Here is a 24,805-nt window from a genome sequence, read left to right as displayed (position 1 = left end):
GGCGTCCTCGAAGGGGTGGAGACGGTCAGGACAGGTGCGTGACGGCGTCCGAGATGAGCGGGACGTAGCGGTCCAGCGCCCACGGGATGCTCAGCGGCGACGCCACGGAGGTGGCCATGCCGAGCTGACGGTCGAGCATCGCCACGTACGAGCCGCGCTGCACGGCGGTGATCTGCTGCCACAGCGGCTGCGCCTCGGTGGTGGCCTGCTCGGTCTCGTCGTTGAACCAGGTGAACAGCACGTCGGCGTCGTTGAGCTGGTCGGCGTTCTCCAGGCCGAGGCTCGAGGTGAACGCACCCGTCGGCGACGTCAAGGCCGCCGCGGAGGGCGCCAGCTCGAGGCCGAGCTGCGTCAGGAGCTCGACGCGGGTGTCGCCGGGCAGGTACACGTCGAGCGAGCCGGCCTGCGTGCCGCCGTAGACGTACGCGAACGAGACGCCCTTGAACTCGGGGTTCGCCGCCGCGGCGGTCTCGGTCGCCTGGGTCATCCCGTCGAGGACACCCTCGACCTCGGACTCCTTGCCGAGCGCCTTGGCCGTGATCTTCACCTGGTCCTCGACCGAGGTGCCCCACGCGTCACCGGGGTGGGCGACGACGGGAACGAACTCGGAGAGCTGGTCGAAGGCATCCTGCGTGAGCCCCGACTGCGGGGCGATGACGACGTCGGGGTCGAGCGAGACGATCTTCTCGACGTCCAGCTCGGGGTACATGTCGATCGTGGCGGGCAGCTCGGCGCCCTGCGCCTCGACGGCCTCGCGGAACCAGGGCTCGTAGCCCTCGGCGTCGCCGCCCCACGTGTCGGCCTCGATGCCCACGGGCACCACGCCGAGCGAGAGCACGACGTCGGCGCCGCCCCAGCCGAGGGCCACGACCCGCTCGGGGGTGCCCTCGATGACGGCGTCGCCGTAGGCGGACGTGATCGTGACGCTCTCGTTCGCAGCGTCCGCGTCAGCGGCCGTGTCGGTCGCGTCGCCGCCTGCACATGCGGTCAGGCCGAGGGCGAGGACTGCGGCGCCGGCGATGCCCGCCATGCTCTTGCGCAGGTGCGTGCGTGCGTGCACGAGGTGGCTCCATCCGTTCCAGGGGTGCCGGGCGGGGCGCGCCACCTCGTAGGGCAGAGCAGTCACCACGGCTTCGATGAGGTAAGGCTAACCTCATCGCTCGTGGGCGACTAGGACCAACGTCGTGCGCTGCGTCACACGCTTGTGCGCCGAGCCACAGGAGCCGGACGGCACACCCGGGCGATCAGGACCTAGAACAGGTGTCGGCCCGTCAGCCGCTCGAAGGCGTCCAGGTAGCGGTCCCGCGTGCGCTCCACCACGTCGGCCGGCAGCGCGGGAGGCGGCACGTCGGAGGCCCGGTCCCAGCCCGACGCGTCCGAGGTCAGCCAGTCGCGCACGTACTGCTTGTCGAAGCTCGGCTGCGAGCGACCCGGCTGCCATGCGTCGGCAGCCCAGAACCGCGACGAGTCCGGGGTCAGCACCTCGTCGCCCAGGGTCACGGCGCCCGTCACGGGATCGGTGCCGAACTCGAGCTTGGTGTCAGCCAGGATCACCCCGCGGTCCCGGGCGATCGCCTCGGCGCGCGCGTACACCGCGAGCGTGAGCTCGCGCAGCGTCGCGGCGGCGTCGGCCCCGATCTGATCGGCCACCACCGCGAACGGCACGTTCTCGTCGTGGTCACCCAGCGCGGCCTTGGTGGCCGGGGTGAAGATCGGCTCGGGCAGCCGCGAGCCGTCCACGAGCCCGTCGGGCAGCGGGATGCCCGTGACCTGCCCGTCGGCCTGGTACTCCGCGAGCCCCGAGCCGGTGAGGTAGCCGCGTGCCACGCACTCGACCGGGAACATCTCGAGCCGCCGGCAGATCATCGCGCGGCCCGCCACGGCCTCGGGCACGTCCGTGGAGACCACGTGGTTCGGGACCAGGTCGGCGAGCTGGTCGAACCACCACAGGCTGAGCTGGGTGAGCACCACGCCCTTGTCGGGGATGCCGGGGCTCAGCACGTGGTCGTACGCGCTGACCCGGTCGCTCGCCACGACCAGCACCACGTCGCCGTGCTCGGCCACCAGCGCGCGGCCGGCCGGCGAGGCGTCGGGCGCGAACAGGTCGCGCACCTTGCCGGAGTACGTGTGCGTCCACCCGGGCAGGTCGGACGGCTGGGCAGGGACGGCGTCGGGCGCGAGGGTCACGGGACCAGTCTGCCGCGCCCGACGACCGCCGTGGGCCGGGCGTCCATCCCGTCCGCGCCGTCCGCGCCGCACGCGATACTGCTCCGCATGGAGCTCCCCCTCGCCTGGTCCCTCGTGCTGCTGCTCGCGGGGGTCTGGAACATCGCCATCTGGCCGCGGTTCTGGCAGCGCATCGACAAGGACCCGCGCTCGCGCGACGCCGCCGGCCGCCCGACGCGGTTCCGCACCGTGCACGCCGTGCTCATCGGGGTCTCGCTCGCGTTCGGCGTCGCGATCACGCTGCTCGGCGTCCTGACCCTGGTCTGAGCAGGGAGCCGCGGCTCACTCCCCCGCGGCGGCCGCCCGGGCGATGTCGGTGCGGTGGTGCGACCCGGGCAGGTCGATGCGCTCGACACCCGCGTACGCCGCCGTGCGGGCAGCCGCGAGGTCGGCGCCGACGCCCACGACGGTGAGCACGCGGCCACCGGCCGAGACCAGCACCCCCGCGTCCAGCGCGGCGTCGTCGTCGCCAGCGGCCGCCTGCCGCAGGGCGGTGCCCGCGTGCAGCACGTGGACGCCCTCGACCTGCTCGGCCTCGTCGATGCCCGTGATCGGGTCGCCCGAGCGCACCTCGCTGGGGTAGCCGTGCGACGCCACGACCACAGTGACGGCGGCGTCGTCGCGCCACTCGAGCGGCGGCAGCGTGTCGAGCCGGCCCGTCGCGGCCGCCATCAGCACGCCGGCCAGCGGCGTCGCGAGCCGCGCGAGCACGACCTGCGTCTCGGGATCGCCGAAGCGCGCGTTGAACTCGACCACGCGGGTGCCGCGCGACGTGAGCGCGAGTCCCACGTACAGCACGCCCACGAACGGGGTGCCACGGCGGCGCATCTCGTCGACGGTCGGCTGCGCGACCTGCGTCACGACCTCGTCGACCAGCCCGGCGGGCGCCCACGGCAGCGGCGAGTACGCGCCCATGCCGCCCGTGTTGGGTCCGGCGTCGGCGTCGAGCGCGCGCTTGAAGTCCTGCGCGGGGACGAGCGGGACCACCGTCGACCCGTCCGAGAGGACGAACAGCGAGACCTCGGGGCCGTCCAGGTAGTCCTCGACGACGAGCCGACCGTCGGGCTTGGCCAGGCACGTGAGGGCGTGGTTCCGCGCCTCGTCCCGGTCGGACGTCACCACGACACCCTTGCCCGCCGCGAGCCCGTCGTCCTTGACCACGTACGGCGCGCCGAACGCGTCGAGCGCCGCGTCGACCTGCGCGCGGTCGGTGACCACCCGCGGTTCGGCGGTCGGCACGCCCGCGGCGGCCATGACCTCCTTCGCGAAGGCCTTCGAGCCCTCGAGCCGCGCACCGGCGGCGCTCGGCCCGAAGACCGGGATGCCGACGTCGCGCACGGAGTCCGCGACGCCCGCCACGAGCGGCGCCTCGGGGCCCACCACGACGAGGTCGACGCCGAGCTCCACGGCCAGGTCCGCGACCGCCGGGCCGTCGAGCGGGTCCACGGCGTGGAGCTCCGCGAGCGCGGCGATGCCGGGGTTCCCAGGGGCTGCGTGCAAAGCGGTGACCTGCGGGTCCTGGGCCAGGGAACGCACGAGGGCGTGCTCACGAGCGCCGGTGCCGATGACGAGGATCTTCACGGTTCGCGAGCCTAGCCGGACCGCGCGCAGAGGTCCGCAGACGTCCGCGCCCGCGACCTCATGCCTCGATGCGGGCCTCGAGACGTGCCCGCACGCGCGGCCACTCGTCGGCGAGGATCGAGTACACGACGGTGTCGCGCCACGTGCCGTCGGCCCGGCGCACGTGCTGGCGCAGCACGCCCTCGCGCACAGCCCCGAGCCGCGCGATCGCGGCCTGCGAGCGCAGGTTGATCGCGTCGGTCTGGATCTTCACGCGGTGGAACCGGCAGTCCTCGAACGCGTGGGTCAGCAGCAGGAGCTTGGTCGCGGGGTTGACCAGACCCGCCCAGGCAGCCGGGGTGTACGCGGTCCAGCCGAGGTGCAGGCGGCGGTTGACGAGGTCGACGTCACCCAGGCTGCTCGTGCCCACCAGGGTGCCCGCGGGTCCGATCTCGGAGTCGGTCGCGGTCCGCACGGCGTACGGCACGAGCCCCGGCACGGCGAGCAGCCGCTCGATCCAGCGCTGCGCCCCGCCGACGTTCGGCGGCCGTCCGGCGGGGCCGCCGCCGTACCCGCCGGCCCACACGCGTGCGTCGTCGAGCGCACGGAACAGCGCGGGGGCGTCCTCGGCCGTGAGCGTCCGCAGCTCGACGACCGGCCCCACGAGGTCACGGCCGTCCGGCGCCACGGCAGGCACGTCGGGCACGTCGGGCACGGCGGCTGCGGTCGCGTCGGGGGTGCGCATGGGCCCGACGCTAGCGGGCCGGGCAAGCTGCGGCAGCCCGTCGCCCGGCCGCGGCACTCACTGTGCGGCGGGGGCGACCGGCGTCGCGTCGTGCAGCCGCCGGCGCAGCGCGTCGAGCTCGGTGGTCAGCGCGTCGGGCAGCCGTGCACCGAACCGGCCGAAGAACTCCTCGGTCAGGTCGCACTCCTCGAGCCACGACCCGGGGTCGACGTCGAACAGCGCGGCCAGGTCGGCGGCCGGCACGTCGAGCCCGTCGAGGTCGAGCGCACCGGGGGCGGGCAGCAGGCCGACGGGTGACTCGACGGCCTCGGCATCCCCCGCGACGCGGCCCAGCGCCCAGGCGAGCACCCGGGAGTTCTCCCCGAAGCCGGGCCACAGCCAGCGCCCGTCCTCGCCCTTGCGGAACCAGTTGACCTGGAAGATCGCGGGCAGCGCGACGCCCTGCGCGGCGAGCCGGTCACCCAGGGCGAGCCAGTGCCCCCAGTGGTCGGACATGGTGTATCCGCAGAACGGCAGCATCGCGAACGGGTCGCGGCGCAGCTCCCCCACGGTGCCCTCGGCCGCGGCGGTCTGCTCGGACGAGATGGTCGCGCCGACGAAGACCCCGTGGGCCCAGTCGCGGGCCTGGACCACGAGCGGCACGTTCGTCGCGCGGCGCCCCCCGAACAGGATCGCGTCGACCGCGACGCCCGCGGGAGAGTCCCAGTCGTCCGCGATCGACGGGCAGCGGTCGGCAGCGACGGTGAACCGCGCGTTGGGGTGCGCGGCGGGCGTGCCCGCATCGGGCGTCCAGTCCTGGCCGCGCCAGTCCACCAGGTGCGCAGGGGGCTCGGGCGTCAGGCCCTCCCACCAGACGTCGCCGTCGTCGGTCAGCGCGACGTTCGTGAAGATGACGTCCGAGCGCAGCATCTCGATCGCGGTCGGGTTGGTCGTGGGCCCGGTGCCGGGGGCGACGCCGAAGAAGCCCGCCTCGGGGTTGATGGCCCGCAACCGGCCGTCGGTGCCGGGGCCGCCGGGACGCATCCAGGCGATGTCGTCGCCGATGGTCTCGACCGTCCAGCCGGGGATCGTCGGGCGCAGCATCGCGAGGTTCGTCTTGCCGCACGCCGAGGGGAACGCGGCGGCGACGTGGAAGACGCGCTCGGCGGGGTCGGTGACCCGCAGGATCAGCATGTGCTCGGCGAGCCAGCCCTCGTCGCGGGCCATGACCGAGGCGATGCGCAGCGCGAAGCACTTCTTGCCGAGCAGCGCGTTGCCGCCGTAGCCCGAGCCGAACGACCAGATCTCGCGGGTCTCGGGGAAGTGGGCGATGTACTTGGTGGCGTTGCACGGCCACGGCACGTCCGTGCGCGGGCTCCCGTCACGGTCCACGAGCGGGGCGCCGACCGAGTGCACCGCGGGCACGAACGCACCGGCGTCGCCCAGCTCGTCGAGCACCCCGGTGCCGACGCGCGTCATCACGGCCATGCTCACCACCACGTACGGCGAGTCGGTGAGCTGCACGCCGAGCTGCGAGATCGGGCCGCCGATGGGCCCCATCGAGAACGGCACCACGTACAGGGTGCGCCCGCGCATCGACCCGGCGAACGCACCCGACAGCTCGGCGCGCATCGCGGCGGGCTCACGCCAGTTGTTCGTCGGGCCCGCGTCGTCGCGGTCGCGCGAGCAGATGAACGTGCGGTCCTCGACGCGGGCGACGTCGCTCGGGTCGGAGCGGGCGAGGAAGCTGCGCGGACGCAGCTCGGGGTCGAGCGGCACGAGCGTGCCGGACTCGACCATGAGCGCCTTGAGCTCGTCCTGCTGCCCGGCCGACCCGTCGATCCAGACCACGGCGTCGGGCTCGGTCAGGGTGGCGATGCGCGCGATCCAGGACAGCAGCGCGCCGTGCCGGGTCGGGATGCCGGGGGCGGGCTCGACCCGTGCCTTCGCCGCGGCGGTGCCCGGCGACCCTGCCGACGACGGTGCTGCGTCGAGGCGGGTGCGGGTCGCACTGGCAAGAACGGGTTCGACGATGGTCATGGAGATCGGCCTCCTGGCGGTCGTGGCTGCTTCCTTCCCACACTTCGCCAGGTCGGACCCATCTTCAATCGGGTCAGACCGTCAAGAAACGCCGATCTTTCGCTAGTGTCAACAGATGGCCCGTGAGAAGCCCGAGACGTCGTCGCAGGCGTCCGCCGGCGCGTCGACGCGCCCTGGCGACCTGCTCACCCTCGGACGCCGCATCCGCCACTTCCGCACCCAGCGATCGCTCACGCTCGACCAGCTCGCGCAGGCCACCGGATCGGCCCCCAGCCACCTCTCGCTCGTCGAGAACGGCCACCGCGAGCCCCGGCTGTCGCTGCTCCACCAGATCGCCGCCGCGCTCGACGTCGACCTGACCGACCTGCTCGCCGCCGAGCCGCCCAACCGCCGCGCAGCCCTCGAGATCGCCCTCGACCGCGCGCAGCGCACCTCGCTGTACACCGGCCTCGGGCTGCCCGCCGTGCGGCCCGGGCGCGCCGTGCCCACCGAGGCCCTCGAGGCGCTCGTCGGCCTGCACGACGAGCTCGCCCGCCGCGCCAACGAGTCGATCGCGACCCCCGAGGAGGCCCGCCGCGCCAACACCGAGCTACGGCTGTGGATGCGCGAGCGCGACAACTGCCTGCCCGAGATCGACACGGTCGGCGAGGAGATGGCCCGTGCCGCCGGGTACACCGTGGGCGCGCTGACCCACCGCGCGGTCGCGCGCATGGCCGAGCAGCTCGGCTTCGAGATCCTGCACGTGGCCGACCTTCCGCACTCGACCCGCACCGTGACGGACCTGGCGAGCGGCCGCATATACCTGCCGCCCGCCTCGATCCCCGGCGGTCACGGCCTGCGCTCGCTCGCGCTGCAGGCCATCGCGCACCGCGTGCTGGGCCACTCCTGGCCCGCGTCGTACGCCGACTTCCTGCGCCAGCGCCTCGAGATCACCTACTTCGCGGCCGCGTGTCTCATGCCGCGCAGCGCCGCGCTCGAGCACCTCGGCGCCGCCAAGCGGGCCAAGGACCTCGCGATCGAGGACTTCCGCGACGCGTTCGGCGTGACACACGAGGCCGCCGCGCAGCGCTTCACCAACCTCGCCACCAGTGGGCTCGGGCTGCCCGTGCACTTCCTGCGGGTGGGTGACGAGGGCGCGCTGACCCGCGGCTACGAGAACGACGGCGTGGGCTTCGCGACCGACCCCACCGGGGCCATCGAAGGGCAGCCCGTGTGCCGGCACTGGGCTGCGCGCGCCGCCCTGACCAGCCGCGACCGGACCACCGAGTACCACCAGTACACCGACACCCCCGCGGGCACGTTCTGGTGCACGGCCCAGACGGGCACCGCCGAGCAGGGCGAGTTCTCGATCACCGTGGGCGTGCCGTTCGCGCACGCCAAGTGGTTCCGCGGCCGCGACACCACGCTGCGCACCACGTCCCGCTGCCCGGACGCCTCGTGCTGCCGGCGCCCCGACCCCGACCTCGCCGGGCGCTGGGCCGAGCAGTCCTGGCCGAGCGCGAAGATGCACGCGCAGATCCTCAGCCCGCTGCCGCAGGGCACCTTTCCCGGGGTGGACGACGCCGAGGTGTACACGTTCCTCGAACGGCACGCGGGCCGCGGGCGGTAGCCGGCCCGGCCGCCCGCACGGCGCAAAACGGTAGCGTTTGAGTCGACGAAACGGTAGCGTATGGCTCCGCGGAACGGTAGCGTCTGACCCATGACCTACGTCCGCCGCGTCGTCGACACCCAGCTCGACCGCCTGCTCGAGGACCTGCCCGCCGTGGTCATCGACGGCCCCAAAGCCGTCGGCAAGACCGCCACGGCCACCCGCCGCGCCGCCACTGTCATTGCCCTCGACGACCCCGAGGAGATCGCGCTCGTCCGAGCCGACCGCGACCGGCTCGGGCGCCTGCCCGCACCGGTGCTCGTGGACGAGTGGCAGCTCCACCCACCCGTCTGGGACCAGGTGCGCCGCGCGGTCGACGCCGACGCCAGGCCCGGTAAGTTCCTGCTCACTGGCTCAGCGACCCCCACCGACGCACCGACGCACACGGGCGCTGGCCGGCTGGTGCGCGTCCGGATGCGACCGATGTCGCTCTCCGAACGCGAGCTCGTCGCACCCACCGTCTCACTCACCGACCTGCTGACCGGCGCGCGCACCGATGTCGGCGGCGACAGCCCGGTCACTCTGGCCGACTACGCCGACGAGATCGTGGCCTCGGGCCTCCCCGGCCTGCGGTCACTGCCCGCGCGATCGCGGCCCGACGCTCTCGACGGCTACCTCGACGCCGTGGTGCAGCGCGACTTCGCCGACGCGGGCCACGTCGTCCGTCGCCCCGGGGTGCTGCGCGCCTGGCTGGCAGCGTTCGCCGCCGCGACCTCGACCACCGCGTCCTACAACCAGATCCTCGACGCGGCGACCGCAGGGCACCCGGAGAAGCCCGCGAAGACCACGACCATCGCGTACCGCGAGACCCTCGAGCGGCTGTGGCTGCTTGACGAGCTGCCCGCCTGGGTCGGCACCCGCAACCATCTCGCGTCGCTCGGCCAGACCCCGAAGCACCACCTGGCCGATCCCGCGCTCGCGGCCCGGCTGCTCGGCGTCGGCGCGGGCGCCCTCCTCGACCGACCACACCCGGGCGCGGGCGCCGTCCCCCGGGACGGAAACCTGCTCGGTGCGCTCTTCGAGGGGCTCGTCACGCTTTCGGTCCGCGTGTACGCCGAGGCTGCCGGCGCGCGCGTGAGCCACCTGCGCACGCACCGCGGCGACCACGAGGTCGACCTCGTCGTCACCCGACCCGACGGACGGATGCTCGCGGTCGAGGTCAAGCTGGCGCCCGTCGCCGAAGACCACGACACCAGGCACCTGCACTGGCTCCGCGATCAGGTGGGCGACGACCTGCTCGACGCGGTCGTCATCACCACCGGGTCCGCCGCCTACCGTCGCGACGACGGGATCGCCGTCGTGCCCGCCGCACTTCTAGGGCCGTAGGTCCCGTCGGCGAAGGTCACGACCACGGGACCGTCGTAGCACTCGGTCACGTCGAGGAGCACGATCCCTCCGTCCGAGGAGACGTCCCCCAGGTCCTCGTCACCGAACCTGACGCTCACTCCGTGGGCGACTCGTTCATCACCTCGATGTTCCGGTCCGCCGCGCAGCCGGTCACGCATTTGTGTGATGGTTCTGCGAGGAGATGCGGCACGACACCCGCGTCTCGGACGTGTCGATACGCTCCCCCCGTGAGCACCGACGGCGTGGTCGTGCGGCCGACCACCGAGGACGACTGGCAGCAGGTCCGTGCGCTGCGCCTGGAGATGCTCGCGGACACCCCGATGGCCTACGGCGAGACGCTCGCGTCCGCCCTCGCGCATGACGAGACCGTGTGGCGCACGCGGGCCCGACGCGGCACCGACTCGGCCCAGCTGGCCGTGGTCGCCGTCGCCCCCGACGGTCGCTGGGTCGGGGCAGTCGGGTGCGTCGTGCTCGACGGCGGCCCGATGCTGGTCAGCGTCTACGTCGCGCCGTCCCACCGTGGCCGCGCAGCCGGAGTGACCGATGCACTGCTCACCTGCGCCGAGGACTGGGCGCGGCCGCGGGGTTCCATCCGGCTGTTCGTCCACGAGGACAACTCCCGTGCGCAGGCCGCCTACCGCCGTCGCGGTTACGTCGCGACCGGCGCGAACGTGCCCTACGACCTCGACCCGACCCGACGCGAGATCGAGATGGCCAAGGAGCTGTAAGCGGCGATCGGCGGCAACGCCGGTCATCTGGCGAGCACGACGACGTGCTTACCGGGTCGGTGGCCCGACTCGAGATCGCGCTGCGCCTGCGCCACCTCGTCGAGCCCTGAGTAGACGCCGGCAACGACGATCTTGAGGGATCCGGCTTCGATGGCACGGAGGTACCGGCTGAGCGCCTGGGCCGGGAGGTCTGTGGCTTCGCCCGCGTAGCTGGTCAATCTGACCCCGGTGGGGATGGCGAACGGGGAGAACTCCGGGATGGTCCACTCGCCGGCGAGCGCACCGACGAAACAGACGGTGCCGCCGCGGCGGACGAGGGAGAGGGCGGCCGGGAGGTCTGTCGCGCTGACCAGCTCGAGCGCTCCGTCGAGCCCGTCCGGCGCGAGCTCCCGCACAGCGTCGACGCGCGTGTCGTCGTCCAGCACCGCGTGGTCTGCGCCCACCTGCCTCAGCTGGTCGAACTTGGCTGGGTTGCGTGTCGTGGCGATGACGGTCGCGCCGATCTGGTGGGCGAGCGCGATCGCGGTCAGACCGACGGTGGAGGTGCCGCCGCGGATGAGGACGGTCTGTCCGGGCTGCAGCTGCAGCCCGACGGTGAGGGAGCCGTGCGCGGTCTGCAGCATCTCCGGCAGCGCGCCGACGACGTCCCACGGCAGGTCGGTGTCGAAGGGGATGACGTTGGCCGCGTCAACTACGGTGTACTCGGCGTAGCTGCCGTCGATCGTGCGTCCGAGGCCGCCCATCATCGTCGCGACCTTCTGCCCGGGGGTGAGGTCGATGCCGTCGCCGGCGGAGTCGACGACACCGACGGCTTCGATGCCGAGGATGCGGGGGAAGGTGAAGTCCGGGTCGGACTCACCCTTGCGGCTGGTGACCTCAGACTCGTTCACCCCGAACGCCATCACCCGGATACGCACCCACCCCGGGCGGACCTCGGGGAGAGGGACCTCGCTGACAGTGAGGCCGTCCGGATCGACAGGGGCAGTGAGTCGGATCGCGCGCATGGTGTCAGACATGCTTGACCTCCCTGTGAAGTGCTGCGGGTTCGGCGGCAGCGACCTCGATGGGGGCTCGGTAGGCACCGGACCACGGCTTCCATCAGACTAGGTGCAGACCACGGCATGCACCTCAGGACGGCCTCGTCCCGGCCGCCGTCCGAGGAGGACAGATGCAGGGCAGCCGGCTGCAGCAGTGCGCCAGGGACCGCGTCGAGGAGCTGCCGGGCGCCGGGGTGCAGCACCCGTTCGGCCCCGACTGGGACGTGTTCAAGGTGCGGGACAAGGTCTTCATGCTGATGACCGAGGTCACCGGGGAGCCCATCGTGATCGTCAAGGCCGATCCGGAGGACGGCAGAGCGCTCCGGGACCAGCACGAAGACATCACGCCCGGGTACCACATGAACAAGCAGCACTGGATCACGCTCCATCCCGGTGGTGACCTGAGAAGGAGCCTCGTCGAGGACCTGGTCACCGAGTCGTACCTGCTCGTCGTCGAGAACCTGCCGCGCGCGAAGCGTCCCGTCGACCCCGACACCTTCGGCAGGAGAGACCGGTGACCCTGTCCGGGGAGCAGCTGCAGCAGACCGCACGAGACGCTGCGGCTTCGCTCGCGGACGTCAGCAACGGTCGACCCTCACCACGGGGACGCACTCCGCCGCGACCACGACTCGATCACGCCCGGCCGCTACCTCGACAAGAACCACTGGATCTCTGTCGGCGCGGGCCGCGGCGTCACCAAGCGGCTCATCGACGACCTGGTGCACAGCTCATACGAGCTCGCCGCCGGGCGGAGCGCGCCGGACTACCGGAGCTCCTGACGCAGGACTGATTCCTCGGAGGTGTGGGTGACGGTCGCGAGGGCGCCGTTCACCAGGGACAGGTGCGGCGGCACGTGGCCGCAGTCCACGTCGACCAGCACCGGGATGCCGAGGTCGCCGAGCGCGTGACGTGCCGCGTCGTGCTGACTCCACCCCGGGAGGTCACGCCCAGGCGTCCGCCCGATCAGCACCGCGTGGGCGTGCGTGAACCAGCCGGCGTACCGCAGCCCGAACAGCCGTCGGGTGACGTCGGCCGCGTCCGATCCTGCCGACTCCAGGTAGACGATCAGCCCCTCGGGCGCGTGCTCACGGACGAAGCAATCAATGTCCCCGAACGGCGTCCCGACCAGGTGCGAGACCGTCTCGAGGCAGCCGCCGACGAGCCGCCCGGTCGCCTCCACATCGCCGTCGGCGTCGACCCGGGTCCAGCCGCCCTGCGCGTCCACGGTGTACTCGTCGACGTCGGGCTGGGCGGCGAAGTCGTCGAACCCCTCGGCCCGATACCGTTCCGCAGCACCCTGCGTGATCGTGCTCCCGGCCGCCGCACGCACCACCTCGTGCCAGGCGACCATCGGCGCCGGAACCCTGTACGGCGTGTCCATCAGGTTCTGCCCGTGCAGCGTCGCCACGCCGGTCCGCAAGGTCAGCGGCAGCAGCAGCGTCGAGATGTCGGAGTACCCCACGAGCCACGTCGGATCGGCGGCCAGCGCGTCCCAGTCCAGCCGATGCAGCAGGTCGATCGCGATCTCGCCGCCCCACGGCGGGACGACGGCCCGCACTCGCGGATCGGTCATCATCACCGTCAGCTCGTCCGCCCGGGCCTTGGCCGAACCGCTCGCCACACCCGATCCACTCAGCAGCGGGCCCGCCTGCACCCCGAACCCCAGGTCGCGCACCCGGTCGAGCGCCACCGACAGGCGCGCCCGGTGCCGGGCCTCGACCCCTGCCGACGGGCTCGCGACGCCGACGACGTCACCGTCGACCAACGGGCGCGGGTACGTGATCACGCCGCGAGTGTGCCAGGCACACCGGCGGCGCGAACGACGAACGCAACTGCCGATCTCAAGAGCGACACACCCCGCCAACCCGACAACTTGCCAATACACCCAGTGCGTTGACCCCGCTCCGCGTGCCGATCGAGTAGCCTGCGACGATGCCCAATGATGTTTCCCCGCTCGTATTGACGGTGGTGGGCGGCGTATTCACGATCGTCGGCATCCTGCTCAAGATCGTTTACGACGGGCTGGCCGCCCGTCGGCAGGACAGGCGCGAAGCTCTCGACCGATTCGCGCCTGAGCGCAAGGAGGCCTACGAGGAATTCTTGACATGCCTGAAACGTGAGCGTGAGTACTGGCACAACCTGCACGAGTTGGCAGAGTGCCATCGGCGCGGTGAGGATGTACCACAGGAGCGGATGGACAACTTCCCCGCATCGCCGATGTCGGACCTGGTTAGCGCGCTTGAGCGGGTGCGCCGAGTGGCTCCCACATACCAGACGATAACGGCAGCGGAGAGCGTCCTACGGCTATTTGTCGACATGGCCGAATCGACTCGTGCAGCCATAAACTCACCGGGACCGAACGACGAGATCACCTGGTTTCTTCTTCAGCGGTACCTTGAGGACCGCGAGAGAGAATTTGTCTACGCATACCGTCTCGACCTGGGTATTGGGCCACCGATAGGCGGCCCAAAGAATTTCCCGATGCCAGAGCGCCCATGGCCCGCAGATGTTGCGGAAGGTATCCTTCGGGCACACATGCCGCGCGAACGGAAGACGAGGGGTGCGCCGTAGGCGCGCTCGAAGGCAGACCAACAGACGAGGCCCTCCGGAGCGAGACGGGATGCTGTGACCCGTCTTTTGAGTGCATCCCCATCGCATGACGGTTCGCAGCGGTCCCTGTTGGCGCCGTTGGTGGAGTGTCCATGTCCGATCTCGCAGCATCCCGCGTTGCCCGTGCCCCCCGCAGTGCGGGCTGGGTGCTCGCGCTGTACCCGCAGCTGGTGGGGGTGGGGGGTTGCTTTGTCGCTTCCCTCGCCCGGTGCGTGAGTACGTCGCCGCAGTCAAGGCGAAAGACCCGGACCGAGCCGCGGCGGAGGCCGGGCGTCGTGCGCGTACTGCCTTGCGCCGCTACTGCTCGACCAACCGTCTCAACCGTCTGGGCATGCTGACCTACGCGGGCTACGGGTGCCACGACCAGGTCCAGGTCCGCGCTGACGTCGGCGAGTTCTTCCGAGCTCTGCGAGTGCGGAACGGCGGACGGCCATTCCCCTACGTGTGGGTGCCCGAGTGGCACACGACCGGCCACGGCCCGCATGTGCACTTTGCGGTCGGCCAGTTCGTCCCCCAGCGAGTCATCCGAGAGACCTGGGGGCACGGGTTCGTGTCGATAGAACTGATCGGTGACCTACCGGTCGGTTCCGGTGCCCTCGCCGAGTCGCGCAAGGCTGCCGCCTGCCTGTCGAAGTACGTGACCAAGGCCTTCACCGAGACGACCGACCGCCTGCCGGGTAGGCGCCTCTACGACCTGGCGCAGGAGTTCAAGCCCACCAAGATCTCGCTGCACGAGCGCTCGTCCACCCTCTCCGCGACGAAGAGCGCGTCACGCTGCATAGAGCACGCGGGCTTCCGCCTCGACGTTCGCCCGGATGCGTGGGTGGAGTGACCGACGGGCCACCAGGTCGACCGGTCGCCCGAAGACTCCGCTGAGCTCGTCAACTAGCAGTTCGATGTTCCAGGTCAGCCGGCAGCCCGGCGCCATCTCGTACAGCACGTCGAGGTCGCTCTCAGGCCGCGCCTCACCCCGGGCGACGGAGCCGACGACCTCGAGCCGGGCGATGCCGTAGCGCTGGCAGATCTCCGCAAGGACCGGCGTCTCGACCACGGGCTCGGACATGGTGCCAGCGTAGCGAGCCATCCCCTGGAGGCTGCCCGACAGAGACGACCCGGGCCTCGCCGTCACAGGGCCATCGCGTCTCGGCGGACGCGCTCCATAACGGGCCCGGCGGCGCGCCCCGAGATGACGTCGACCGGCACCCCGGTGATCTGCTCGAGCTCGTCGGTCAAGTCGAGGACATCGAACAGGTCGGTGCCCGGCGGCAACGTGATCATGAGGTCCAGGTCGGAACCGACGGTGTCACCGCCGCGCGCGACCGACCCGAACACCTTCGCGTCGGCCCCACGGTGACGGGCGATCGCCGCCCTCACCTCGTCGCGATGGGCTGCCAGAGCGTCCGACGGACGCATGCGGGCCACCGCCACCAGCGCGTCGCGCGCGGGCGGTAGGGATTGCCGTCGCCCGGTGTCGGTCCTCGCCACGTCGACCACGCTAGGTCGTACGCTCTGGTCAGGCGCCGCCATTGATACGGACGTGGTTGCCCGCCGGGTCGCGGAACGCGCAGTCGCGGATCCCGTACGGCTGGTCGGTGGGCTCCTGGACGACCTCGGCGCCGGTGGCCTGGATGCGGTCGAACGTGGCGTCGACGTCGGGGGTGGCCAGGACGATGGTGGCGAAGGTGCCCTTGGCCATCATCTCGGCGATCATCCGCTGCTCGTCGGGGGTGATCCCGGGGTCGGCTGTGGGCGGGTGCAGCACCACGGAGGTGTCCGGCTGGTCGGGCGGTCCGACGGTGATCCACCGCAGGCCGCCGTAGCCGACGTCGTTGCGCACCTCGAAGCCGAGGGCGTCGCGGTAGAAGGCCAGCGAGGCCTCGGGGTCGGTGTGGGGCAGGAAGCTGTGCTGAATCGAGATGTCCATACCGGCGACGCTAGGTCGCGGCCGCCGCCTACGCTTCTCGATTCCTGACGGGTCTGGTGACCCTCTTGGCCACGCACGCGGGGATCCCCGCCGTCGCGGCCGCGTGCTCGCGCCGGTAGACGCTCGGGGACACGCCCACCAGCTCGGTGAACCGGGTGCTGAACGTGCCGAGGGACGAGCAGCCGACCGCGAAGCACACGTCGGTGACGCTCAGGTCGCCCACGCGGAGCAGGGTCATCGCCCGCTCGATCCGCCGGGTCATCAGGTAGGAGTACGGCGCCTCGCCGTACGCGCGCCTGAACTCGCGGCTCAGGTGCCCCGACGACATGTGCGCGTCCCGCGCGAGCGCGTCGACGTCGAGCGGCTGGGCGTACTCCCGGTCGATCCGGTCCCGCACGCCGCGCAGCACTGCGAGGTCACGCAGGTGCTGCTCCTCGGCGTCACGGCTGGCCACCCCACCACCGTAGGTGCGCCTGGCGCCGACAGCAGGAGACGGCCGTGTCAGACCGTGCCCCGACAATGGACCGTGCCCCTGATCGTCGTGCTCGACCACCCGGTGCGGCCGGGCGTGGTCGTGCTGCAGGACGCCACCGATGACGGCGTCCCTCTGGCCCGTCGCGACGTGCCGGTCGACGAGCTGCCCGCGACCGTGGCCGTCCGCGAGGCCGAGCACCCCCGCTGGGTGTGGGACGACACCGCCCGCTGGTACCCGGTGCTGCTGGCGGCCGGGGTGCGCGTCGAGCGGTGCCACGACCTGCGGCTGTGCCACACGATCCTGCGGCGCAGCGTGCTGACGCAGGGGTCGGAGCTCGCGCAGGCCGCGCCCGGCCGATGGGACGAACCCGCGCCCGGCGAGCCGCAGGCGGTCGAGGTGAGCCTGTTCGACGACCCACGGCTCGCGGCCGAGCCGATCGCCGCAGACCCCGACGTCGACGCCGACGCCGACGCCCCCGACGACGCCGACCCGCTGACCGAGCTGCAGCGCCAGCTCGCCGCGGTCGCAGGCTCGGCGGATCCGGGCCGCCTCCGCCTGCTCCTGGCGGCCGAGTCGACTGGTGCGCTGATCGCCGCCGAGATGCACCACGACGGCATGCCGTGGGTCGCCGAGGTGCACCACGAGCTGCTGACCCGCGAGCTCGGCACGCGGCCCGCCGGTGGTGGCCGTCCGAGCCGGCTCGAGGTGCTGGCCGCCGAGGTCCGCGCGGCGCTGAGCCAGCCCGCGCTGAACATCGACTCGCAGCAGGACCTGCTGCGCGGGATGCGGGCCGCGGGGCTCGACGTCACCTCGACCCGCAAGTGGGACATCCGCGGGATCGACCACCCGGTGGTCGAGCCGCTGCTCGCGTACAAGAAGCTCGCGCGGCTGCTCAGCGCGAACGGCTGGGCGTGGATGGAGCAGTGGGTGCACGACGGCCGGTTCCGGCCCGACTACGTGCCCGGCGGCGTGGTGACGGGCAGGTGGGCGTCGAGCGGCGGCGGTGCGTTGCAGCTGCCGGCGAGCATCCGCGGGGCGGTGCGGGCCGATCCGGGGTGGCGGCTGGTCGTGGCCGACGCCGCGCAGCTCGAGCCGCGGGTGCTCGCGGCGATGTCGGGCGACGACGCGATGGCCGCGGCCGGTCGCCAGGCGGACCTGTACCAGGGCGTGGTCGACGCGGGCATCGTCGAGACGCGCCAGGAGGCCAAGTACGCGATGCTCGGCGCGATCTACGGTGCGACCACGGGCGCGAGCGCGATGCTCATGCCGCGCCTGACCCGCGCGTACCCCCGTGCGGTGGGTCTGGTGGAGGCCGCGGCCCGCGCGGGCGAGCGGGGCGACCCGGTCTCGACCTGGCTGGGTCGCACGTCCCCCGTGCCCGATGCGACCCGCATGGCTGAGCTGCACGCCGCGTCGTCCGAGGGCGCCGAGCCCGACGACGTCCGCGCTGCCCGGCAGCGTGCCCGGAACTGGGGGCGGTTCACCCGCAACTTCGTCGTCCAGGGCACGGCCGCCGAGTGGGCGCTGTGCTGGATGGCCGCCCTGCGCCGCAGGCTCCGCGCGATCGAGGGCCGCCCGCACCTGGTGTTCTTCCTGCACGACGAGGTGATGGTCCACTCCCCCGAGGCGGTGGCGGACGAGGTGGCCGCCGCGGTCCGCGACGCTGCCGTCGAGGCGGGCCGTCTGCTGTTCGGCGACTCCCCGGTCGACTTCGCCCTGCAGGTCGCCGTGGTGGACAGCTACGACCAGGCGAAGTGACCAGGCCAGCCCCCCGCCCGCCGCAGGTCGCCGAGACGTACCACGCCGCGACATCGAGTGGTACGTTCGAAGCATGAGTGGGACATACGCCATCACGATGGGTGACCGAGGACGGCTCGTCGTCCCCGCCGCGGTGCGCGCCCACGCCGGCCTCGACGCGGGGGTCCCCCTGATCCTCCTCGAGACGCCTGGCGGACTGGTCGTCATGACCCGCGACCAGGCGCGCGACCACCTGCGCAGCCAGCTCGCCGGAGCAGACCTGGTGTCTGCGCTCCTCGCGGACCGCCGCGCGGCCGCCGAGCGCGAGGACGCTGCGTGACGACCGTCCTCGACGCATCCGCGATCCTCGCGTACCTCGGCGGTGAGCCTGGAGCCGACATCACCGAGCAAGCACTCACCAGCGGGTCGGTCTGCTCGGCGGTGAACTGGTCGGAGGTCGCCCAGAAGATCCGCGCGGCCGGTGGCGACTGGTCGGTCGCCACAGCACTCCTCGCCAGCTACGGGCTGACGGTCCACGAGGCGACAACTGCTGACGCCGAACGCGCCGCCAGCCGGTGGGTGCGGGGGTCAGGGCTGTCGCTGGGTGACAGGTTCTGCCTCGCGCTCGGCGACCGGCTCGCGGCGACGGTCCTCACCGCCGACACCGCCTGGGGAGCCGAGCAGCACGTCCGCCTGATCCGCTGACCAGCGTGGTCGTCGGCAACTGCTCGCGGACCACCTGTTCCAACACATGAGAAGTCGTCGATAACGATGTCGAGAACGTTCAACAGTCTCTAGGGTGTCAGTCAGCAGATGTCGCACTCGCACAGGGGCGAAGAGCGCACAGACGCAGGAGGCGCAGTGAATCCCACAACGACGCAGGTCACCACGGCCCGAGGCACCGGCACCGTCGCGGCACTCACGTTCGACGACGGTCCCAACCCGGGCGAGACCGACGCTGTGCTCGACCTTCTCGCCGAGCACAGCATCCCCGCGGTGTTCTGCGTGATCGGCCAGAACATCCAGGGCCCGCGCGGCGCCGAGCTGCTCCGCCGGATCGTCGCCGAGGGCCACACCCTGTGCAACCACACGACGAGCTTCGCCGACATGGGCGACTGGACGCCCGAGCAGGTCGAGGCCGACCTCACCGAGAACCTCGCGATCATCCGCGAAGCGCTCGGCGACCCCGAGGCGCCCGTGCCGTACTTCCGGGCACCCAACGGCAGCTGGGGACAGACGGCCGAGGTCGCCGCACGGCTCGGCATGCAGCCCCTGGGGCTCGGCAACACGATCGCGGACTGGGAGACCCAGGACGTCGCGACGCTCACCGCCAACCTGCGTGCCGCGATGCAGCCGGGCGCCGTCGTGCTCACCCACGACGGCGGCGGTGACCGCACCGGCACCGTCGAGGCGCTGCGCACGGTCGTCGCCGAGCAGGTCGCGGCCGGTTGGACGTTCACGCTCCCCGAGGAGCCGGTCACGGCGGCATCGCCGGCCCGGCACCACTGAGTCGACTGGATCCCTGCCCGACCACACCCCCCGGCACCGGGCGGGGGTCCAGTCTCCCCCCCCACACCCACGCGTCGTCTCTGTCCGTGGGGCATCGAGCAGTCACGGGTCGAGCGGCGTCACCGCACTGACCGTCAGGCACGTCTCGTCGTCAACCGAGTCGGGCATCGGGTCGAGGACGAGCGCCATCGGGTAGCCCACGTGCGGGCTGAACGTCGCCTGCACGATCCCGTCGCCCGCGACGGCCGCGTCGAGCCGGTCGAAGAGCGCGGGGACGGTGGGGATGTCGCCGTACCGGTCGGAGGTAGGCGTCCAGCCGCCGGGAGTCGTCGCCGCCACCTCGGCGACCGCCCCGTCCACCACGCGGGCGGCCCAGCGGCCCACGAGCTGCTGCTCGCCGCACGTGCCCTCGAGCACGTACGAGTAGTCCTGCCAGCCGCCCTGCTCCCACCGTTCGCGCGCCTGGGCGACGTCGGCGGCGGTGAGATCACCGGGATCGGCACCCGTCTCGCCCGAGGCGGTGCACCCTGCAAGCGCCAGCACCCCGACGAGCAGCGCACCGGGGAGCGCGACGGCGGTCGGCCGTCCGGGCGCTCCCCGGTGCGTCATGTCAGCCCAGCAGGTCGTGCCGCAGGATGGTGGCCTCGCGGCCCGGTCCCACGCCGATCGCGGAGATGCGCGTGCCGGAGATCTCCTCGAGCGCGAGCACGTAGCGCTGCGCGTTGACGGGCAGCTCGTCGAACGTGCGGCAGCCCGAGATGTCCTCGGTCCAACCGGCGAAGTCCTCGTAGATCGGCTTCGCGTGGTGGAAGTCGCTCTGGTCGAGGGGCATCTCGTCGTGGCGCACGCCGTCCACGTCGTAGGCCACCGCGACGGGGATCCGCTCGAGACCGGTCAGGGTGTCGAGCTTGGTGAGCACCAGGTCGGTGAGGCCGTTGACGCGGGCCGCGTAGCGCGCGACGACCGCGTCGTACCAGCCGGTGCGGCGCGGGCGGCCCGTGGTGGTGCCGAACTCGCCGCCCTTCTGCCGCAGGTGCTCGCCCATGTCGTCGAGCAGCTCGGTGGGGAACGGACCCTCGCCCACGCGCGTCGTGTACGCCTTGATGACGCCGACCACGCGGTCGATGCGGGTGGGGCCGACGCCCGAGCCGGTGCACGCGCCGCCCGCGGTCGCCGACGAGGACGTGACGAACGGGTAGGTGCCGTGGTCGATGTCGAGCATCGTGGCCTGGCCGGCCTCGAACACGACCGTCTTGCCCTCGTCGAGGCCCTTGTTGAGCACCAGCGGGGTGTCGGCCACGTACGGGCGCACGCGGTCGGCGTAGGCCAGCAGCTCCTCGACGGTCTCGTCGACCGTGATCGCGCGGCGGTTGTAGACCTTGACCAGCAGGTGGTTCTTCTGGTCGAGGGCGCCCTCGACCTTCTGCCGCAGGATCTTCTCGTCGAAGAGGTCCTGGATGCGGATGCCCACGCGGTTGATCTTGTCGGCGTAGGTGGGGCCGATGCCGCGGCCCGTGGTGCCGATCTTGCGGCTGCCGAGGAACCGCTCGCTGACCTTGTCGAGCGTGCGGTTGTACGGCGCGATGACGTGCGCGGCGGAGCTCACCAGCAGGCGGCTCGTGTCGACGCCGCGCGCCTCGAGGGCGTCGATCTCCTGGAACAGCACCTCGAGGTCGATGACCACGCCGTTGCCGATCACGGGCACGACGCCCGGGGAGAGGATGCCCGAGGGCAGCAGGTGCAGCGCGTACTTCTCGCCGTCGATGACGACGGTGTGGCCTGCGTTGTTGCCGCCGTTGAACTTGACGACGAAGTCGATGCGCGAGCCGAGCTGGTCGGTCGCCTTCCCCTTGCCCTCGTCACCCCACTGGGCACCCAGAACTACGACGGCGGGCATGGCATCACCTTTTTCCACCTGCCTGGCGGTCCGGTCGACGGCACGTCCGGTGCGAGCGAGGCTCGCGGCCGAGGGACCAGGGCACGGGCGGCAGCGACCCCGTACCTCCGAGAGGATACCGGAATGGTAAAAGGCCGGTCATCGACGACCAGGTCAGCGGATGGCGCCGCCGCCCAGGAGGGCTCAGCGCAGCGCGGAGACCTCGACCACCGACGTGCCCGAGTCGGTGAGGAACGTGGTGCAGCGCGCAGCCTCGTCCTCCTCGCCGATCGCGTCGGCCGCGTCGGCGAGCGCGAGCAGCGCCCGCAGGAAGCCCTGGTTCGGCTCGTGGTCGGCCGGGATCGGGCCGGCCCCGCGCCAACCGGCACGGCGCAGCGCGTCGAGCCCACGGTGGTACCCCGTGCGGGCGTAGGCGTAGGCCGCGACCGGGTCGCCGGCGTCCGACAGCGCCTGCTCGGCGAGCAGCGCCCACGCGAGCGACGACGCCGGGAACGCCCGGGCCGCGTCGCGCGCGTCCTGGCCCGCCGAGAGCAGCATGCGGGCGTCGGCGTCGGCGCCCTCGGCCGGCAGGAGGGTCGGCTCGGGACCCAGCAGGTTGTGGCTCATGGGCCTAGTGTCGCAGCGAACACCCAGGTGCGCGTGCGCCACGTCCGCAGGTGTGGGAGCGTGGCTACAGTCGAACAGGCTCACCCCCCAGCTGCCTCTCCCCCGAGGACGAACATGATCGAGATCTCGACCTCGCCGACGACGACGACCCTCGTCATCGAAGGCGACCTCGACCTCGCGGAGCGTGACCAGTTCCCCGAGATCGCCGCCCGCATCGTCGGCCTGCGCCGACAGCTCCTGGTCATCGACATGTGCGGCGTGACCTTCATGGACTCGACGGGCGCGGCGTTCCTCATCTCCCTGGCCGACTCGGGCCGCAAGCGCGGCGGAGCGACGGTGCTGCGCGGGGCCGATGCGCGCGACCTGTTCGTGATCGAGGTCTGCGGCGCGCTCGACCTGTTCCGCGTCGACGACGAGTGCGACCACGACAAGCACGTCTCGGGCTTCCGCCGCCCCACGAGCACGGGCCACGCGTCGCACTGACCGCGTCGCGTCAGCCGCGCACCCGGTCGGTGCCGTCGGCCCGCAGCTTGGCCCACACGAGCTTGCCGCCGCGCGCCGGACGCCAGCCCCAGTCGGCCAGCCGGTCCACGATCTGCATGCCGTAGCCGCCGATGCGCCCCGGGTGCCCGTCGGTCGCCACGGGCGGCGTCGGGTTGGAGTCCTCGACCTCGATCCGCAGGCCCTCACCCGTGTCGTACAGCCGCAGCGCGATGTGCCCCCAGCCGTGCAGCACGGCGTTCGCGACGAGCTCCGAGACGACGAGCTCGGCGCTCGGCCCGTCGGGCAGGCCCCACGTCTGGCAGGTGCGCAGCACCGCGTGCCGCGCGCGCCCGATCGACGCGGGCTCGCTCGGCAGCAGCCAGCGGCGGCTGCGCGGGCTGCCCGCCAGCGCCGTCGCGTCGCTCGGGTCGGGGACCCGCACGACCACGACCGCCACGTCGTCCTCAGGGCTGTCCGCGAGCCGCGAGAGCAGCTCCTCGCCGATGCCCGCCGAGTCGGTCGCTGTGATGCCCGCGACGACGTCGACGAGCGTCTCGACACCCTCGCGCAGCGCGCGGTCCCGACGCTCGATCAGACCGTCGGTGTAGAACACCAGCACGTCACCCGGCACGATCTCCGCCCGGCCCGTGGTCCGCTCGCGCCCACCGAAGCCGATGAGCGGCCCGGCGCCGTCCGCGAGCCGGGTCACCCGACCCTGCCGGGCGAGCAGCGCGGGCAGGTGACCGGCGCGTGAGTACTCGACGTCCCAGCCGTCGCCGTTGCGGGTCAGCGTGGTCAGCACGAGCGCGGCGGACCGCGGGATCCGCATGCCCGCCACGAGCTGGTCGACGCGCTCGAGCACGGGCCCGGGCGTGACGACCTCGTAGGCGTACGAGCGCACGACCGACCGGAGCTGACCCATCGCGGCGGCCGCCTCGACGTCGTGGCCCACCACGTCGCCGATCACCACGCCGACCACGTCCGTCGAGACCTGCAGCACGTCGTACCAGTCGCCGCCCACCTGGGCGTGCTCGGCGTTCGGCGCGTAGTAGGTCCACACGTCGAGGCCCTCGACCTCGGCCTGCTCGGGCAGCATCGAGCGCTGCAGCGTCTCGGCGAGCCGGTGCTCGCGCTCGTACAGCCGCACGTTGTCGACCGCGAGGCCGACGCGCCGCACCGTGAGCTGCAGCACGGTGCGCGACGACTCGTCGAGCTGGTCGCACCCCCGGCCGGACCCCGCGCGCGGGACCACCACGAGCACGCCCATGACGCGCCGCCGACCGGGCACGGGCAGCACCACCACCCGGGTCAGGCCTGGGGCGACCTCGGCGATCCGGGGCCGCACGTGGTCCGCGAGCCAGCCCGACGCGCTCGTCGTGGCGTGCCAGCCCGTGAGGTCGAGCTCGACCGGGTTGTCGGTCACGCCGTCGAGCAGCTGCTGCACCTCGTCGACGAGGTCGCGGCGGCGGGCGGTCGGCACGTCGTCGGGCGGCACGTTGCCGTGGCGGCGACCCCGGCCCGACGGCGGCGCCGTCACGTCGATGCCGTCGGCCGCGCTCAGGCCACCGTCGTTGAGGTAGAAGCCGGCCCATGCGACGACACCGCCGGCCTCGAGCAGCCGGGCTATCTCGCGCAGCGTCGTCGGGTCGTCGAGGTCCATCAGCAGGTCGGAGATCTGCAGCACCAGCCGCAGGCTCGTGCGCTCGATCCGCTCGCTCTCCACCAGCGCGGTCTGCGCCGCGTCGCGCTCGATCAGCTCGGTCACGTCGACGAGCACTGCCACCCAGTGCGTGGTCGCGCCGTCGTCGTCGCGCACCGGGGACAGCGACACCCGGGTCCAGAACGCCGAGCCGTCCGCCCTGCGGGCCTGGACGGTGCCCGTGGCCACCACGCCCGCGTCCACCGCGTCCCTCAGCAGCGAGGTCTGGGCGCGGTCGGTCCACGGGCCGTAGAGCACGTCGGGCCCTTGCCCCTGCACGTCCTCGAGCGAGAAGCCGGTGACGCGTGTGAACGCGTCGTTGACCCACACGATCCGCCGCTCGCCGTCCTCGTCGGAGGCCACGAAACACGGGACGTCCGCGGCACGCAACGCTCTGTCGCGCAGCCCGGCGAGAGATTCGTCATGATGATCGGAGCGCGCAGGGTTGACCACGACCACCTCCGATCGTCTAGCGTTCCGAACTAGGGGGGGCTGCGAACGGTCGCAGGCCTGAGCAGCAGACCGGACACGGGGAACGACCCCGCCCGGGAAGGA

At 72.3% G+C, this 24,805-nt stretch carries 28 protein-coding genes; 13 read left to right on the top strand and 15 right to left on the bottom strand.

The window, feature by feature from the left end:
* Positions 1-25: 25 nt before the first annotated feature.
* The gene (locus tag ACGIF2_RS11730) at positions 26-1,126 is read right to left on the bottom strand and encodes an iron-siderophore ABC transporter substrate-binding protein (RefSeq protein WP_396046779.1); all 1,101 of its coding nucleotides are present in this window, start codon (positions 1,124-1,126) and stop codon (positions 26-28) included.
* Positions 1,127-1,251: 125 nt separating this feature from the next.
* Positions 1,252-2,187 (bottom strand): phosphoribosylaminoimidazolesuccinocarboxamide synthase, encoded by a 936-nt coding sequence (locus ACGIF2_RS11725; protein ID WP_396046777.1) that lies wholly within the window; start codon positions 2,185-2,187, stop codon positions 1,252-1,254.
* A gap of 87 nt (positions 2,188-2,274) precedes the next feature.
* Between ACGIF2_RS11725 and ACGIF2_RS11720 the strand changes: the two genes are divergently transcribed.
* A complete protein-coding gene (locus ACGIF2_RS11720; RefSeq protein ID WP_396046775.1) occupies positions 2,275-2,493 on the top strand; it encodes an SCO4848 family membrane protein in 219 nt (72 codons plus the stop codon).
* Positions 2,494-2,508: 15 nt separating this feature from the next.
* On the opposite strand, the gene purD is transcribed toward ACGIF2_RS11720, so the two are convergent.
* From purD to ACGIF2_RS11705, 3 genes are read right to left on the bottom strand one after another with little or no spacing between them, the layout of a single operon-like run.
* Complete coding sequence (gene purD, locus ACGIF2_RS11715; RefSeq protein WP_396046773.1) at positions 2,509-3,807, bottom strand: phosphoribosylamine--glycine ligase; 1,299 nt, start codon at positions 3,805-3,807, stop codon at positions 2,509-2,511.
* Positions 3,808-3,865: 58 nt separating this feature from the next.
* Entirely contained in the window at positions 3,866-4,531 is a 666-nt protein-coding gene (locus ACGIF2_RS11710) for a GNAT family N-acetyltransferase (protein WP_396046771.1), read from the bottom strand.
* Between the two features lie 57 nt (positions 4,532-4,588).
* A complete protein-coding gene (locus ACGIF2_RS11705; protein ID WP_396046769.1) occupies positions 4,589-6,550 on the bottom strand; it encodes a phosphoenolpyruvate carboxykinase (GTP) in 1,962 nt (653 codons plus the stop codon).
* A gap of 115 nt (positions 6,551-6,665) precedes the next feature.
* Here ACGIF2_RS11705 and ACGIF2_RS11700 point away from each other — a divergent pair, with 115 nt between their 5' ends.
* From ACGIF2_RS11700 to ACGIF2_RS11690, 3 genes are all read left to right on the top strand, one after another.
* The gene (locus ACGIF2_RS11700) at positions 6,666-8,159 is read left to right on the top strand and encodes a helix-turn-helix domain-containing protein (RefSeq protein ID WP_396046767.1); all 1,494 of its coding nucleotides are present in this window, start codon (positions 6,666-6,668) and stop codon (positions 8,157-8,159) included.
* Between the two features lie 90 nt (positions 8,160-8,249).
* Positions 8,250-9,524, top strand: a complete 1,275-nt coding sequence (locus ACGIF2_RS11695; RefSeq protein WP_396046765.1) for an ATP-binding protein — start codon at positions 8,250-8,252, stop codon at positions 9,522-9,524.
* Positions 9,525-9,772: 248 nt separating this feature from the next.
* A complete protein-coding gene (locus ACGIF2_RS11690; protein WP_396046763.1) occupies positions 9,773-10,273 on the top strand; it encodes a GNAT family N-acetyltransferase in 501 nt (166 codons plus the stop codon).
* Between the two features lie 23 nt (positions 10,274-10,296).
* Here ACGIF2_RS11690 and ACGIF2_RS11685 read toward each other — a convergent pair whose 3' ends face one another.
* Complete coding sequence (locus ACGIF2_RS11685) at positions 10,297-11,289, bottom strand: zinc-binding dehydrogenase (RefSeq protein ID WP_396046761.1); 993 nt, start codon at positions 11,287-11,289, stop codon at positions 10,297-10,299.
* A gap of 152 nt (positions 11,290-11,441) precedes the next feature.
* Here ACGIF2_RS11685 and ACGIF2_RS11680 point away from each other — a divergent pair, with 152 nt between their 5' ends.
* Both ACGIF2_RS11680 and ACGIF2_RS11675 read left to right on the top strand, forming a co-directional pair.
* Positions 11,442-11,828 carry an MmcQ/YjbR family DNA-binding protein gene (locus tag ACGIF2_RS11680; protein ID WP_396046759.1) on the top strand — a complete coding sequence of 129 codons (387 nt, stop codon included), beginning with the start codon at positions 11,442-11,444 and terminating at the stop codon, positions 11,826-11,828.
* A gap of 39 nt (positions 11,829-11,867) precedes the next feature.
* On the top strand, positions 11,868-12,089 hold the full coding sequence (locus ACGIF2_RS11675; protein ID WP_396046824.1) for an MmcQ/YjbR family DNA-binding protein: 222 nt from the start codon (positions 11,868-11,870) through the stop codon (positions 12,087-12,089).
* Here ACGIF2_RS11675 and ACGIF2_RS11670 read toward each other — a convergent pair.
* Entirely contained in the window at positions 12,074-13,096 is a 1,023-nt protein-coding gene (locus ACGIF2_RS11670; protein WP_396046757.1) for a S66 peptidase family protein, read from the bottom strand. The two genes, ACGIF2_RS11675 and ACGIF2_RS11670, sit on opposite strands and share 16 nt — an antisense overlap.
* Before the next feature lie 146 nt (positions 13,097-13,242).
* On the opposite strand from ACGIF2_RS11670, the gene ACGIF2_RS11665 reads away from it, so the two are divergent.
* Both ACGIF2_RS11665 and ACGIF2_RS11660 read left to right on the top strand, forming a co-directional pair.
* Entirely contained in the window at positions 13,243-13,881 is a 639-nt protein-coding gene (locus ACGIF2_RS11665) for a hypothetical protein (protein WP_396046755.1), read from the top strand.
* A gap of 247 nt (positions 13,882-14,128) precedes the next feature.
* Entirely contained in the window at positions 14,129-14,752 is a 624-nt protein-coding gene (locus ACGIF2_RS11660) for a hypothetical protein (RefSeq protein WP_396046753.1), read from the top strand.
* On the opposite strand, the gene ACGIF2_RS11655 is transcribed toward ACGIF2_RS11660, so the two are convergent.
* The 4 genes from ACGIF2_RS11655 to ACGIF2_RS11640 form a co-directional block, all read right to left on the bottom strand.
* Complete coding sequence (locus ACGIF2_RS11655; protein ID WP_396046751.1) at positions 14,690-14,983, bottom strand: nucleotidyltransferase family protein; 294 nt, start codon at positions 14,981-14,983, stop codon at positions 14,690-14,692. The two genes, ACGIF2_RS11660 and ACGIF2_RS11655, sit on opposite strands and share 63 nt — an antisense overlap.
* A 62-nt stretch (positions 14,984-15,045) precedes the next feature.
* Positions 15,046-15,414 (bottom strand): nucleotidyltransferase family protein, encoded by a 369-nt coding sequence (locus ACGIF2_RS11650; protein ID WP_396046749.1) that lies wholly within the window; start codon positions 15,412-15,414, stop codon positions 15,046-15,048.
* A gap of 19 nt (positions 15,415-15,433) precedes the next feature.
* Entirely contained in the window at positions 15,434-15,844 is a 411-nt protein-coding gene (locus ACGIF2_RS11645) for a VOC family protein (RefSeq protein WP_396046747.1), read from the bottom strand.
* Positions 15,845-15,872: 28 nt separating this feature from the next.
* Positions 15,873-16,298, bottom strand: coding sequence for a helix-turn-helix transcriptional regulator (locus ACGIF2_RS11640; RefSeq protein ID WP_396046745.1), 426 nt, complete (start codon positions 16,296-16,298; stop codon positions 15,873-15,875).
* Between the two features lie 72 nt (positions 16,299-16,370).
* On the opposite strand from ACGIF2_RS11640, the gene ACGIF2_RS11635 reads away from it, so the two are divergent.
* From ACGIF2_RS11635 to ACGIF2_RS11620, 4 genes are all read left to right on the top strand, one after another.
* A complete protein-coding gene (locus tag ACGIF2_RS11635) occupies positions 16,371-18,077 on the top strand; it encodes a bifunctional 3'-5' exonuclease/DNA polymerase (protein ID WP_396046743.1) in 1,707 nt (568 codons plus the stop codon).
* Between the two features lie 73 nt (positions 18,078-18,150).
* Positions 18,151-18,396, top strand: coding sequence for an AbrB/MazE/SpoVT family DNA-binding domain-containing protein (locus ACGIF2_RS11630; protein WP_396046741.1), 246 nt, complete (start codon positions 18,151-18,153; stop codon positions 18,394-18,396).
* Entirely contained in the window at positions 18,393-18,761 is a 369-nt protein-coding gene (locus tag ACGIF2_RS11625) for a type II toxin-antitoxin system VapC family toxin (RefSeq protein ID WP_396046739.1), read from the top strand. The genes ACGIF2_RS11630 and ACGIF2_RS11625 overlap by 4 nt, the downstream gene beginning before the upstream one ends.
* A 156-nt stretch (positions 18,762-18,917) precedes the next feature.
* On the top strand, positions 18,918-19,565 hold the full coding sequence (locus tag ACGIF2_RS11620) for a polysaccharide deacetylase family protein (protein ID WP_396046737.1): 648 nt from the start codon (positions 18,918-18,920) through the stop codon (positions 19,563-19,565).
* Positions 19,566-19,667: 102 nt separating this feature from the next.
* On the opposite strand, the gene ACGIF2_RS11615 is transcribed toward ACGIF2_RS11620, so the two are convergent.
* The 3 genes from ACGIF2_RS11615 to ACGIF2_RS11605 all read right to left on the bottom strand — a co-directional run bounded on the left by ACGIF2_RS11615 (position 19,668) and on the right by ACGIF2_RS11605 (position 22,068).
* Positions 19,668-20,174 carry a DUF6174 domain-containing protein gene (locus tag ACGIF2_RS11615; RefSeq protein WP_396046735.1) on the bottom strand — a complete coding sequence of 169 codons (507 nt, stop codon included), beginning with the start codon at positions 20,172-20,174 and terminating at the stop codon, positions 19,668-19,670.
* A 1-nt stretch (position 20,175) separates the two neighbouring features.
* A complete protein-coding gene (locus tag ACGIF2_RS11610) occupies positions 20,176-21,462 on the bottom strand; it encodes an adenylosuccinate synthase (RefSeq protein ID WP_396046733.1) in 1,287 nt (428 codons plus the stop codon).
* Between the two features lie 183 nt (positions 21,463-21,645).
* Complete coding sequence (locus ACGIF2_RS11605; RefSeq protein ID WP_396046731.1) at positions 21,646-22,068, bottom strand: DUF3151 domain-containing protein; 423 nt, start codon at positions 22,066-22,068, stop codon at positions 21,646-21,648.
* Positions 22,069-22,182: 114 nt separating this feature from the next.
* Here ACGIF2_RS11605 and ACGIF2_RS11600 point away from each other — a divergent pair, with 114 nt between their 5' ends.
* Positions 22,183-22,551: an STAS domain-containing protein gene (locus ACGIF2_RS11600; protein ID WP_396046729.1), complete on the top strand. Its 369-nt coding sequence runs from the start codon at positions 22,183-22,185 to the stop codon at positions 22,549-22,551.
* A 10-nt stretch (positions 22,552-22,561) separates the two neighbouring features.
* Here ACGIF2_RS11600 and ACGIF2_RS11595 read toward each other — a convergent pair whose 3' ends face one another.
* Positions 22,562-24,703 carry a SpoIIE family protein phosphatase gene (locus ACGIF2_RS11595; RefSeq protein WP_396046727.1) on the bottom strand — a complete coding sequence of 714 codons (2,142 nt, stop codon included), beginning with the start codon at positions 24,701-24,703 and terminating at the stop codon, positions 22,562-22,564.
* Positions 24,704-24,805: the final 102 nt, after the last annotated feature.

The sequence above is a fragment of the Cellulomonas sp. P22 genome, assembly GCF_044392165.1.
This window is presented reverse-complemented; position numbering and strand designations above follow the sequence as displayed.

What these genes read in the sequence shown, in the direction of transcription:
- ACGIF2_RS11630 (WP_396046741.1), top strand. Translation starts at nt 18,151, where the DNA reads ATGAGTGGGACATACGCCATCACGATGGGTGACCGAGGACGGCTCGTC.
- ACGIF2_RS11720 (WP_396046775.1), top strand. Translation starts at nt 2,275, where the DNA reads ATGGAGCTCCCCCTCGCCTGGTCCCTCGTGCTGCTGCTCGCGGGGGTC.
- ACGIF2_RS11680 (WP_396046759.1), top strand. Translation starts at nt 11,442, where the DNA reads ATGCAGGGCAGCCGGCTGCAGCAGTGCGCCAGGGACCGCGTCGAGGAG.
- ACGIF2_RS11685 (WP_396046761.1), bottom strand. Translation starts at nt 11,289, where the DNA reads ATGTCTGACACCATGCGCGCGATCCGACTCACTGCCCCTGTCGATCCG.
- ACGIF2_RS11605 (WP_396046731.1), bottom strand. Translation starts at nt 22,068, where the DNA reads ATGAGCCACAACCTGCTGGGTCCCGAGCCGACCCTCCTGCCGGCCGAG.
- ACGIF2_RS11655 (WP_396046751.1), bottom strand. Translation starts at nt 14,983, where the DNA reads ATGTCCGAGCCCGTGGTCGAGACGCCGGTCCTTGCGGAGATCTGCCAG.
- ACGIF2_RS11700 (WP_396046767.1), top strand. Translation starts at nt 6,666, where the DNA reads ATGGCCCGTGAGAAGCCCGAGACGTCGTCGCAGGCGTCCGCCGGCGCG.
- ACGIF2_RS11645 (WP_396046747.1), bottom strand. Translation starts at nt 15,844, where the DNA reads ATGGACATCTCGATTCAGCACAGCTTCCTGCCCCACACCGACCCCGAG.
- ACGIF2_RS11610 (WP_396046733.1), bottom strand. Translation starts at nt 21,462, where the DNA reads ATGCCCGCCGTCGTAGTTCTGGGTGCCCAGTGGGGTGACGAGGGCAAG.
- ACGIF2_RS11705 (WP_396046769.1), bottom strand. Translation starts at nt 6,550, where the DNA reads ATGACCATCGTCGAACCCGTTCTTGCCAGTGCGACCCGCACCCGCCTC.
- ACGIF2_RS11615 (WP_396046735.1), bottom strand. Translation starts at nt 20,174, where the DNA reads ATGACGCACCGGGGAGCGCCCGGACGGCCGACCGCCGTCGCGCTCCCC.
- ACGIF2_RS11665 (WP_396046755.1), top strand. Translation starts at nt 13,243, where the DNA reads ATGCCCAATGATGTTTCCCCGCTCGTATTGACGGTGGTGGGCGGCGTA.
- ACGIF2_RS11695 (WP_396046765.1), top strand. Translation starts at nt 8,250, where the DNA reads ATGACCTACGTCCGCCGCGTCGTCGACACCCAGCTCGACCGCCTGCTC.
- ACGIF2_RS11710 (WP_396046771.1), bottom strand. Translation starts at nt 4,531, where the DNA reads ATGCGCACCCCCGACGCGACCGCAGCCGCCGTGCCCGACGTGCCCGAC.
- ACGIF2_RS11600 (WP_396046729.1), top strand. Translation starts at nt 22,183, where the DNA reads ATGATCGAGATCTCGACCTCGCCGACGACGACGACCCTCGTCATCGAA.